The organism is Burkholderia sp. AU39826 (genome assembly GCF_020419965.1).
GTDB lineage: Bacteria > Pseudomonadota > Gammaproteobacteria > Burkholderiales > Burkholderiaceae > Burkholderia > Burkholderia semiarida.
This window is the reverse complement of sequence record NZ_JAIZQG010000023.1, coordinates 100,882-111,623: the sequence shown is the minus strand read 5'-3', so window position 1 is coordinate 111,623 and position 10,742 is coordinate 100,882. Positions and strand designations below refer to the sequence as shown.

Sequence of the window (10,742 nt, the reverse complement as noted above, 5' to 3'; positions counted from 1 at the left end):
CCGGGTAGCTATGTTCGGAAGAGATAACCGCTGAAAGCATCTAAGCGGGAAACTCGCCTTAAGATGAGATATCCCTGGAGGCTTGACCTCCTTGAAGGGTCGTTCGAGACCAGGACGTTGATAGGTCGGGTGTGTAAGCGCAGTAATGCGTTCAGCTAACCGATACTAATTGCCCGTAAGGCTTGATCCTATAACAAGTCTGCCTTGTCGATGATCGTTAGTGCTTCAGCACTTACGAGCATCCCACGCAGAGCGTCGAGCAGCGAAGCTGATCGATGCGGCGCGCCGGTTGAAGTACCGGCGACCTGCGTAGCAAGATGAGACAAGTTGGATTCTCGTGTGTGATACACACAACCTAAATTACTGCTTCTTCCAAGATTGGTTGCGCTGCGAAGCAACGCAACAACCCCCTTTGCCTGATGACCATAGCGAGTCGGTCCCACCCCTTCCCATCCCGAACAGGACCGTGAAACGACTCTACGCCGATGATAGTGCGGATTCCCGTGTGAAAGTAGGTAATCGTCAGGCTCCCTAAGCCAAGAACCCCCGCCCGACAAGGCGGGGGTTTTTGCATTTCGGCATCCCAAAAGGCCGGCGGCGAAGCATTACCGAGGCTACCTACGCCGAGTCCCGCTGCGACGTAATGAATAGCAGTGCAGACCGGTCAATCCTGCGCTCCGTTATTCTCGGGTAGCGGCCGTTGTACCGTCCTGAATCTCCCAGCACCTCCTTCCGCTAACCGTACCATCCGTCTTCAGGATCGATTCTGGCCAATATTGCACATTCGGCGACGATGTTGCGATGGCTGATGATGAGCGATGTTGATCGGCAATGATCGATGAATACTGCCTACTGACGAAAAATCCCTGCATCTGCCCGTCCTTCGAGGCGCCGTGTCATACGCACTACTCGACGATCGCAGCACGACATCATCATAAAAATCTATGCGCATAAAGTTCATTCGCGTGACATGCCCGGCAGAGCGGGAAGTAAGCCCTTCGGGGTAATATCATCGCTCGTCCCGATTCCCGGTGCTTTGCCTGCATCCGCCGGCCGTCGGCGCTTTTTGTATTCCGTCTTCTGCATCGTTCATGACTGACAGCCCCGCTCAAAGTGGTCGGACGACCGACTTCTTGCCGTATCTCGTCGCCGCGACCTTCTTCATGGAGTACCTCGACACGACGGTGATCGCGACTGCGCTGCCGCAAATGGCCCGCTCCTTCGGCGTCGGACCGAACGCACTGAGCCTCGGGATGACGGCCTACATGCTGGCGCTGGCGGTGTTCATCCCGATCAGCGGCTGGATCGCAGATCGCTATGGTTCACGCACCGTCTTTGCGAGTGCGATCGTCGTCTTTACCGGCGCGTCGGTGCTGTGCGGGCTGTCCGAAGGGGTGATGTCGTTTACGGCTGCCCGGCTGCTGCAGGGTGTCGGCGGGGCGATGATGGTGCCGGTCGGGCGGGTGATCGTCGTGCGCAGTACCGAGAAGGCGAGGCTGATGCGCGCGATCGCGACGATCACGTGGCCGGGGATCGTCGCGCCCGTCGTCGGGCCGCCGATCGGGGGCTTCATCACGACCTATGCATCGTGGAGATGGATCTTCCTGTTGAACGTCCCGTTCGGCCTTGCCGCGCTCGTTTGTACGTGGCTGATCGTCCGGAATACGCGGGCCGGCGAGCAACGGCCGCTCGACTGGGTCGGCTTCGTGCTGGCCGGCGGCGCATTGACCTGCCTGTTGATCGGCACCGAAGCGGCTGGCCAGCAGGATGTCGATTTCACGCGCGCGGGTGCCCTGGTGGGCGCGAGCGTGCTGTTCGGCATTGCCGCTTGGCTGCATGCGCGACGCTGCGCGCATCCGCTGCTCGATTTCACGACGCTGAAGGTGCCGACGTTCTCGGTGACCGTGATCACCGGCTCGATCACGCGGATGGCGATCAACGCCGTCCCGTACCTGCTGCCGCTGTTGTTCCAGATCGGCTTCGGGCTATCGCCGTTTCAGTCCGGCCTGCTGCTGCTCGCGAGCGCGCTCGGCAATCTCGGGATGAAGGCGGGCACGTCGTGGATCCTTGATCGTTACGGCTTCCGGCGCGTTGCGCTCGTCGACGTCACGATCGTCGGCATTTTCACGATCGCATGCGGCTGGCTGACTGCGTCGACGCCGTTGGCGATCACGCTGTTCGTCGTATTCGTCTACGGGCTCACGCGGTCGATGCAGTTCACGACGCTCGCGACGCTGGCCTATGCGGATATCCCGCCTCAGCAAACGAGCGCGGCCAGCACGCTGTGGAGTGCCGCGCAGCAGATGACGATCGGGATGGGGATCGCGTTCGGTGCATTGTCGCTGCGGCTCGCGGCATGGGGGCGCGGCGACGCGGCCGGCATGCACTACGTGCTCGACGATTTCCGCTGGGCGTTCGTCGCAGCGGGCGTGCTCGCGCTGCTGACGTTGCCGGGCTATGCACGGCTGGCCTCCGATGCCGGCGACCGGCTGCGGGCCAACATGGCGCGAGGATAGGCCGGACTGCCAATCGTATCGGCGGGGCGACAGGTGAGCGCGGATGTTTTGCAGCACTCACCCTGAAGTGGCCGATTCGTTTCTGCGTGGATCGCTTGACGGTCGGCGCAATCGGTATTCGGTCATTGCGGGCACGCGGCCTTCTGGTCGATCGTGCTTTGTCGGAACGTTCTCGGAACGATAGCGTGCGGTGCCGCGGCGACCATGCATGCGATGCGCGACAGGGGCGGGACGAGACAGCAGCCGTCCGTCCCGATGCCCGCTATCCACTACCCGCTATTGCGCGTCATGGAAGATGATGCCGACCGTATGGCGGTGGCCGCTTCGAATCCGGCTGACGCCGTGCCGCAGGTTGACGCGATAGACGCCGCGGGTTCCCTGCACGGGCCGGCCGTGTACCGCGAAGATCACTGCGTCGCCTTGCGTCAACGGCACTACTTCCGCACGCGACTGCATGCGTGGTCGCTGTTCCGTCAGCACGAATTCCCCGCCACTGAAATCGCGGCCCGGCGCCGACAGCAGGATCGCGACCTGCAGCGGAAACACGTGCTCGCCATACAGGTCCTGATGGAGGCAGTTGTAGTCGTCGGCACCGTATTGCAGGATCAGCGGTGTCGGTCGCGTCTGTCCCGCTGCGTGGCAGCGGTCTAGGAACGTCGCATGGTCTTTCGGATAACGGACGTCGCATCCGAGCGCCTGGTTCCAGCGATTCGCGATCGGCGCGAGATGCGGGTAGATCGTCGCGCGCAGCTCGGCGATGACCGCGGGCAGCGGATATGCGAAATACTTGTACTCGCCGCGGCCAAAGCCGTGCCGCGCCATCACGACGCGTGAACGATAGAGCGCATCGCGCGGATAGAGCGACGCGAGTGCATCGCACTCGCGTGCCGACATCAGGCCCGGCACGCGCGCGCATCCGTAGCGATCGAGCTCGGCATCGACGCTCGACCAGTCGAGGGTGTCGACGCGTTGCGCGATGTCCTGCGAGTCGACGGCGGGTTGCAGATCGGCAATGTTCACGGGCGTACCTCGGGGCATCGGCAGTGCGGCGTCGTGCGGTCGCGCACGGTCGGATTCACGATGGAAGTCGATGAACCCAGTCTAGCGGCGTCCACATGCCGATACGCTCCAGATCTTGCGCTTTAATTCGGGCCGGCAAACAGGGAAGGGGAAGCGTTGAAGGCGCGCCATTGACACACTGAAGGTGGCGACGGGTGGGAGGGGGGAGGCGGCGGAGCAGCGGACGAACTGATGGGCAGCGAAGCGACAGATCTAGTCTACCGCGGCGGATGGCCGGCACCCGGCGCCACCCGCCGCGTCCGCGATCAGGCCAGCGACCGGAACAACCAGTAAAGCCCGGCCGCCAGCGCGATCGACGCCGGCAGCGTCAGCACCCATGCGAGGACGAGGCTGCGCACCGTGCTCCATTGCAAGCCGGAGCCGTTCGCCGCCATCGTGCCCGCGACACCCGACGACAGCACGTGAGTCGTCGATACGGGCAACCCGTACACGTCGGCGGCGCCGATCGTCAGCATCGCGACGAGTTCGGCCGATGCGCCTTGTCCATACGTCAGATGCTGCTTGCCGATTTTTTCGCCGACGGTCACGACGATCCGCTTCCAGCCGACCATCGTGCCGAGACCCAGCGCGATCGCGACGGCGACCTTCACCCACGTCGGAATGAACTTGGTCGCGTGGTCGAGCTGCGTGCGATAGTTGTTGATCGCGAGCTTGTCGTCGGCCGCGAACGCGGGCTGGCCCGACTTCTCGATCAGGCGAATGGCTTCGGAGACGAGATACATCGTGTTGCGCACGTTGTCGACGTCGCGCTGCGGCACGGCCGCCATCGAGCCCGACGCGCCGACGGCGGTCGCGAGCGACGTGGATAACTGCGCGACGGCCGGCAGCACGGCGGGCGTCAGTTCACGATGCTGCACGTAGTGTTCGACATCGGCGCGCGGGTTCGCGGACGGCGCGACGCCGTTCGTGTACTTCCCAAACGTCGCGGCCGCCTGGTTCGCGACGGCCACGAAGGTCTGCGATTCGGCGGGCGTGACGGCCTTGTTCAGCGCATATGCGGTGGGCACCGTGCCGATCAGGATCAGCATGATGAGGCCCATTCCTTTCTGCCCGTCGTTCGACCCGTGTGCGAACGACACGCCGGTGCAGGTGAGGATCAGCAGGCAGCGAATCCAGAACGGCGGCGGCTGGTCCTTCGGCGGTTCCTTGTACAGCTCGGGAATCCGCACGACGGCCTTCAGCGCGAGTAGCAGCAGCGATGCACACAGGAAACCGACGATCGGCGAGAGCAGCAGCGACTTGCCGACGCCGAGTGCCTGGCCCCAGTCGACGCCGCTCGTGCCGGACGGCCCGTGCATCAGCTGGTTCATCAGCCCGACGCCGATGATCGAGCCGATCAGCGTATGCGAGCTCGAAGACGGCAATCCGAAATACCAGGTCGCGAGGTTCCAGACGATCGCGGCGATCAGCAGCGCGAACACCATCGCGAAGCCCGCGCCGCTGCCGACCTGCAGGATCAGCTCGACCGGCAGCAACTGCAGGATGCCGAAGGCGACGGCACCGCTCGAGACCATCACACCGAGGAAGTTCCACATGCCCGACCAGATCACTGCGACGTTCGGCGTCAGCGAATGCGTATAGATCACGGTGGCGACCGCATTCGCGGTGTCGTGGAAGCCGTTGACGAATTCGAAGCCGAGCGCGATCAGCAGCGCGGCGCCGAGCAGCAGATACGGGAACAGCGTCCCTTCGCGGACCGGCGCCAGATCGGCGAGCAAGTGCGTGGCGATATAGACGGCGCCGAGCACGAGCACCAGCAGAAATGCGGCATAACCGATCTGCCTGTTGCGTGCGACGGAGCCGGGATGGTGCGGGGAGGACGAAGCGGGTTGATTCATGACGGCATCTCGTGAGGGAACCGCGTCCGATCCTAGCTGCGGCTAGCAGTCAGTTTGATGACAGTCGGGAGGACGAACGGTGCGTCTTACGGGATGTAAGGCAAGCGGCGGCATGTGACGCGTCGGGGCGCATCGTCTACCCACATCGTGAACGAGACAGTGGCCTACGCACCCGTGTCATGCACGTTGTCTGTCGCGGCCAACGTCCAGCCGCCGGGCGACGCGACGAACGTCGTGCACGACAGCGGCGCGACGTCGAGGCGGGCGGCCGCCTCGCGATCCATCCGCAGCACGTGCGCGATGGCCGCGCGGACGATCGGTGCATGCGTGATCGCGACGACATCGCGATCGCGCGGCAATGCGGCCAGCCATGTGCCGACCCGATGCGCGGCGGCGTCGAACGATTCGCCGCGATGCGGCGACGCGGACGGCGAGCCGATCCATGCTGCAAGTTCGTCGGGCAGGTCGCGCGCGAGATCGTGCAGCCGCTTGCCGCGCCAGTTGCCGTAGTCGAGGTCGCGCAGCGCATCGTCGATATCGGCGTGCAGCCCGAGTGCGTCGGCCGTCTGCCTTGCGCAGCGTGCCGGGCTGCACAGCACGAGCGAGCCGGCAACGCCCATCCATCGGCCGCGCAACGCAGCGGCTTCGGCGAGCCCGAGTGCGTCGAGCGGATCGTCGTCGGGAAACGTGCCGGTGCGCATGGCGCGGGTCGATGCGTGCGCGATCAGGCGCAGCGAGGCAGGCAGGGTCATGTCGGTTGTCGGATGATCCGGAACGGGATGCGCTTGCCCATGTGGCATCGCTTCAATACGCGAACGTTCGCGCGTACAATTCGCCCGATACGAAGCGCGGAAGCCGGTGCAATTCCGGCGCGGTCGCGCCACTGTAACCGGAGAATCGATGATCCCGGAAGCCAGACCTGCCTTCGTACCCATCCATCATTTGTCGGGGCGCGATTCCCCTGAGGTGCATCCATGAGCGAAGCAGTGCTGAAGCCGGCGGTCGTGCCGGCGCCCATCCCCGTCCGTGAGCTGTTGCCGTGGGCCGTGTTCGTCGGCCTGATCCTGCTGCTCGCACTCTATTTCGTCGGTGCGGAACAGGGCGCGACGTCGCTCGTGCCGGGCATGGTCGTACACGAATTCGTCCACGACGGCCGCCATCTGCTCGGCTTTCCCTGCCACTGACGCGGAGTAAAAGATGGTCGGAAAGCTGCTCATGCGCGGGATGCTCGCCGGCATCGCCGCGGGCCTCCTCACGTTCGGTTTCGCGAAAATCGTCGGCGAACCGCAGGTCGATCAGGCAATCGCCTTCGAGGAAAAAACCACCGCCGCCCAAGGCGAGGCGCCGGAGCCCGAGCTGGTCAGCCGCCACACGCAGGCCGGCCTCGGGCTGCTGACGGGCGTCGTGACCTACGGCGCGGCATTCGGCGGGCTGTTCTCGCTGGTCTTCGCGTATGCATACGGGCGCGGCAGCCGCCTGCCGGCGCGCCCGCTCGCCGCGTGGCTCGCGCTGGCGGCGTTCGTCGCGCTCGTGATCGTGCCGAACCTCAAGTACCCGGCCAATCCGCCGTCGGTCGGCGACCCCGACACGATCGGCTATCGCACGGGCCTGTTTTTCCTGATGATCGCGATCTCGGTGGCGACGATGGTGTTCTCGGTCAGCGTGCGCCGCCATCTGCTGGCGAAGCTCGGGCAGTGGAACGCGTCGATCGTCGCCGGGCTCGTGTTCGTCGCGATCATCGCGGCCGTGCAGATCGGGCTGCCGTCGGTCAGCGAGTTGCCGGCCGATTTCCCGGCGGCCTTGCTGTGGAAATTCCGCGTGGCGGCCATCGGCATGCAGGTGATCATGTGGACGACGATCGGCCTGCTGTTCGGCGCATGGGTCGAGCGCGGCGAGCGCGCGGGAATGCGCGCCGCCTGACGCGCGGGGCAACCGGGCGCGCCTAGCGCAGCATGCGCGGCGCGCTCCACGTCGATTCGCGCGCCAGCGCGACGAACGCCGCCAGATAGTCGATCGATGCATCCGCTTCACGGATGCCGAGGAAGATCTGCTTCGCGATGCCCTTCTTGCCGAGCTTGACCGGCACGACCGGCATCCGGTCCGCGTACTCGTCCGCGAGCCACCGCGGCAGCGCGGCCACGCCGCGCCCGCTCGCGACCATCTGCAACATGATGTCGGTCGTCTCGATCGACTTGTGCCGCCTCGGCACGATGCCGGCCGGCGTCAGGAACTGGTTGTAGATGTCGAGCCGATCGGTTTCGACCGGGTACGTGATCAGGATCTCGTCGGTCAGCTGCGCGGGCGTCACGTAGTCGGCATGCGCGAACCGGTGCGAATCCGCGACCACGAGCACCTGTTCGTAGTCGAACACGGGATCGAAACGCAGCCCCGGCTTGTTCAGCGGATCGGGCGTCACGAGCACGTCGATGTCGTAACCGAACAGCGCGCCGATGCCGCCGAACTGGAAGCGCTGCTTCACGTCCACGTCGACGTCGGGCCAGCGCGACAGGTACGGCGACACGACCTTCAGCAGCCACTGGTAGCACGGGTGGCACTCCATCCCGATGCGCAGCGTGCCGCGCTCGCCCTTCGCGTACTGCTTCATCCGTTCCTCGGCGAGCTCGAACTGCGGCAGCAGCCGGTTCGCCAGCTTCAGCAGATACTGCCCGCCCTGCGTGAGCCGCAGGCCGCGGCCTTCCCGGTCCCAGATCGGTGTGCCGAGCTGCTGCTCGATTTTCCTGACGGTATGGCTGAGCGCCGACTGCGTGAGGTGCAATGCATTGGCCGCCGCGGTCAGCGAGCCCTGGCGCTCGACTTCACGAATGACGACGAGATGGAATCGTTCCAGCATGGATGGCGCTCATTCCACGAATACATGAAGAATGTTAATGGATGAATGAAATAATGCCATTTTATTTCATGGTTTGAAATCCCTATGATGGCTGCCGGATCTTCATATTTCTCTGGACGGCAGCTTCATGGTCACGACACACAACCTCGGTTTTCCGCGCATCGGCGCGAAGCGCGAACTCAAGTTCGGTCTCGAACGCTACTGGAAGGGCGAATCGTCGCGCGACGAACTGAAGGCGCTCGGCGCCGAGTTGCGGCGGCGCCACTGGCACGACCAGCGTGATCTCGATCTCGCGCCGATCGGCGACTTCGCGTTCTACGACCAGGTGCTCGACATGAGCTTCACGCTCGGCAACCTGCCGAAGCGCGTGCAGGATTTCCACGGCGATGCGCTCGACAACTATTTCCGCGTCGCGCGCGGCCGTTCGGCACAGTCGGCGGAAGAACACGCGGCGTGCTGCGGCGGTGTCGCGGCCGGCGAAATGACGAAGTGGTTCGACACGAACTACCACTACATCGTGCCGGAGTTCCACGCGGATACGAATTTCTCGCTCGATCCGTCGCGTCTGCTGCAGCAACTGGCCGAAGCGAACGCGCAGGGCGTGCGCGCGAAACCGGTGATTCTCGGCCCCGTCACGTACCTGTGGCTCGGCAAGTCGAAGGACGATTCCGATCGCCTCGCGTTGCTGCCGAAGCTGCTGCCGGTGTACGGCGCGCTGCTCGACACGCTGACCGCGCAGGGCGTCGAATGGGTGCAGATCGACGAGCCGATTCTCGTGACCGAACTCGATGCCGAATGGCGCCAGGCATTGCGCACCGCGTACGCGGCGCTGGAAACGCGCCGCATCAAGCTGCTGCTCGCCACGTACTTCGGCCAGCTTCAGGACAACCTGACGCTCGCGGCGTCGCTGCCGGTCGACGGCCTGCATATCGACGCGATCAACGCACGCGACGAAGTCGACGCGCTGGTGCGTGAACTGCCGGCAGACCGCGTGCTGTCGGTGGGCGCGATCAATGGCCGCAACATCTGGAAGACCGATCTGAACGCGACGCTCGACTGGCTCGAACCGCTCGCGAAGCAACTGGGCGACCGGCTGTGGCTCGCGCCGTCGTGCTCGCTGCTGCATGTGCCGGTCGATCTCGCGAGCGAGGAGAAGCTCGACGCGGAGATCCGCTCGTGGCTCGCGTTCGCGCTGCAGAAACTCGACGAGTTGAAGGTGCTCGCGACCGCGCTGAACGAAGGCCGCGACAAGGTGGCCGACGCGCTCGCCGCGAATGCCGCCGCGATCGACTCGCGCCGCCGCTCGCCGCGCGTGAACAACCCGGCGGTGAAGGCCGCGATCGCGAGCATCGACACGCAGCTCGGCAACCGTGCGAGCCCCTATACGCAGCGTGCGTCGAAGCAGTCGGCGCGACTGAACCTGCCGGCGTTCCCGACGACGACGATCGGTTCGTTCCCGCAGACCGCCGAGATCCGCCAGGCGCGCAGCCGGTTCAAGGCCGGCGCGCTGGACGAAGCCGGCTATCGCACGGCGATGCAGGCCGAGATCGAACGCAGCGTGCGCGAACAGGAGTCGCTCGAACTCGACGTGCTCGTGCATGGCGAAGCCGAGCGCAACGACATGGTCGAATACTTCGGCGAGCAACTCGACGGCTACGCGTTCAGCCAGTTCGGCTGGGTCCAGTCGTACGGTTCGCGCTGCGTGAAGCCGCCGATCCTGTTCGGCGACATCAGCCGCCCGAAGGCGATGACGGTCGAGTGGATCGCCTATGCGCAGTCACTGACGGACAAGCCGATGAAGGGCATGCTGACCGGCCCGGTGACGATCCTGAACTGGTCGTTCGTGCGTGACGACCAGCCGCGCTCGGTATCGTGCTACCAGCTTGCGCTGGCGATCCGCGACGAAGTGCTCGATCTCGAGAAGGCGGGCGTGCGCGTGATCCAGATCGACGAAGCGGCGCTGCGCGAAGGTCTGCCGTTGCGCCGCGCGCAATGGAGCGAATACCTGAAGTGGGCAGTCGAGTCGTTCCGCATCGCCGCGAACGGGGTGCAGGACGATACGCAGATCCACACGCACATGTGCTATTCGGAATTCAACGACATCATCGCGTCGATCGCCGACATGGATGCCGACGTGATCACGATCGAGACGTCGCGCTCGGACATGGAGCTGCTCGACGCGTTCGACACGTTCAAGTATCCGAATGAAATCGGGCCGGGCGTGTACGACATCCATTCGCCGAACATTCCGACGCAGGATCACATCGTCGGGTTGATGAAGAAGGCGGCCGAACGGATTCCGGCGGAACGTCTGTGGGTGAACCCGGATTGCGGGCTGAAGACGCGGCAGTGGGCGGAAGTGATTCCGGCGCTGACGAACATGGTCGCCGCCGCGAAGACGCTACGCAATCAGGTGCAGTGACGCAGCGAACGCGGTGCGGTACCGTCGCGATCGAC

The 10,742-nt window shown here is 64.6% G+C and carries 8 protein-coding genes, 2 rRNA genes and 1 riboswitch; of the genes, 6 read left to right on the top strand and 4 right to left on the bottom strand.

Annotated features, from left to right (window positions below; genetic code table 11):
* The 3 genes from LGM42_RS28180 to LGM42_RS28170 all read left to right on the top strand — a co-directional run.
* Positions 1-190 (top strand): 23S ribosomal RNA (locus LGM42_RS28180); the annotation flags it as partial.
* A 225-nt stretch (positions 191-415) separates the two neighbouring features.
* A 5S ribosomal RNA gene (gene rrf, locus LGM42_RS28175) occupies positions 416-528 on the top strand.
* Between the two features lie 563 nt (positions 529-1,091).
* Complete coding sequence (locus LGM42_RS28170) at positions 1,092-2,516, top strand: MFS transporter (protein ID WP_226233957.1); 1,425 nt, start codon at positions 1,092-1,094, stop codon at positions 2,514-2,516.
* 276 nt (positions 2,517-2,792) lie between these two features.
* Here LGM42_RS28170 and LGM42_RS28165 read toward each other — a convergent pair whose 3' ends face one another.
* From LGM42_RS28165 to LGM42_RS28155, 3 genes are all read right to left on the bottom strand, one after another.
* Positions 2,793-3,554, bottom strand: a complete 762-nt coding sequence (locus LGM42_RS28165; protein ID WP_099317842.1) for a 2OG-Fe(II) oxygenase — start codon at positions 3,552-3,554, stop codon at positions 2,793-2,795.
* Positions 3,555-3,841: 287 nt separating this feature from the next.
* Positions 3,842-5,434, bottom strand: a complete 1,593-nt coding sequence (locus tag LGM42_RS28160) for an inorganic phosphate transporter (protein WP_059575581.1) — start codon at positions 5,432-5,434, stop codon at positions 3,842-3,844.
* Between the two features lie 164 nt (positions 5,435-5,598).
* Positions 5,599-6,186 (bottom strand): histidine phosphatase family protein, encoded by a 588-nt coding sequence (locus LGM42_RS28155; protein ID WP_060316909.1) that lies wholly within the window; start codon positions 6,184-6,186, stop codon positions 5,599-5,601.
* A gap of 46 nt (positions 6,187-6,232) precedes the next feature.
* A riboswitch (cobalamin riboswitch) is annotated at positions 6,233-6,376 on the top strand.
* 32 nt (positions 6,377-6,408) lie between these two features.
* Here LGM42_RS28155 and LGM42_RS28150 point away from each other — a divergent pair.
* A complete protein-coding gene (locus tag LGM42_RS28150; protein WP_034175140.1) occupies positions 6,409-6,618 on the top strand; it encodes a CbtB domain-containing protein in 210 nt (69 codons plus the stop codon).
* Between the two features lie 13 nt (positions 6,619-6,631).
* Positions 6,632-7,354, top strand: a complete 723-nt coding sequence (locus tag LGM42_RS28145) for a CbtA family protein (RefSeq protein ID WP_059575577.1) — start codon at positions 6,632-6,634, stop codon at positions 7,352-7,354.
* Between the two features lie 22 nt (positions 7,355-7,376).
* Here LGM42_RS28145 and LGM42_RS28140 read toward each other — a convergent pair whose 3' ends face one another.
* Entirely contained in the window at positions 7,377-8,285 is a 909-nt protein-coding gene (locus LGM42_RS28140; protein ID WP_059575575.1) for a LysR family transcriptional regulator, read from the bottom strand.
* 127 nt (positions 8,286-8,412) lie between these two features.
* Between LGM42_RS28140 and metE the strand changes: the two genes are divergently transcribed.
* Entirely contained in the window at positions 8,413-10,707 is a 2,295-nt protein-coding gene (gene metE / locus LGM42_RS28135; RefSeq protein ID WP_226233955.1) for a 5-methyltetrahydropteroyltriglutamate--homocysteine S-methyltransferase, read from the top strand.
* Positions 10,708-10,742: the final 35 nt, after the last annotated feature.

Coding starts and splice junctions, on each gene's coding strand:
- LGM42_RS28170 (WP_226233957.1), top strand. CDS start 1,092: ATGACTGACAGCCCCGCTCAAAGTGGTCGGACGACCGACTTCTTGCCG.
- LGM42_RS28165 (WP_099317842.1), bottom strand. CDS start 3,554: ATGCCCCGAGGTACGCCCGTGAACATTGCCGATCTGCAACCCGCCGTC.
- LGM42_RS28160 (WP_059575581.1), bottom strand. CDS start 5,434: ATGAATCAACCCGCTTCGTCCTCCCCGCACCATCCCGGCTCCGTCGCA.
- LGM42_RS28155 (WP_060316909.1), bottom strand. CDS start 6,186: ATGACCCTGCCTGCCTCGCTGCGCCTGATCGCGCACGCATCGACCCGC.
- LGM42_RS28150 (WP_034175140.1), top strand. CDS start 6,409: ATGAGCGAAGCAGTGCTGAAGCCGGCGGTCGTGCCGGCGCCCATCCCC.
- LGM42_RS28145 (WP_059575577.1), top strand. CDS start 6,632: ATGGTCGGAAAGCTGCTCATGCGCGGGATGCTCGCCGGCATCGCCGCG.
- LGM42_RS28140 (WP_059575575.1), bottom strand. CDS start 8,285: ATGCTGGAACGATTCCATCTCGTCGTCATTCGTGAAGTCGAGCGCCAG.
- metE (WP_226233955.1), top strand. CDS start 8,413: ATGGTCACGACACACAACCTCGGTTTTCCGCGCATCGGCGCGAAGCGC.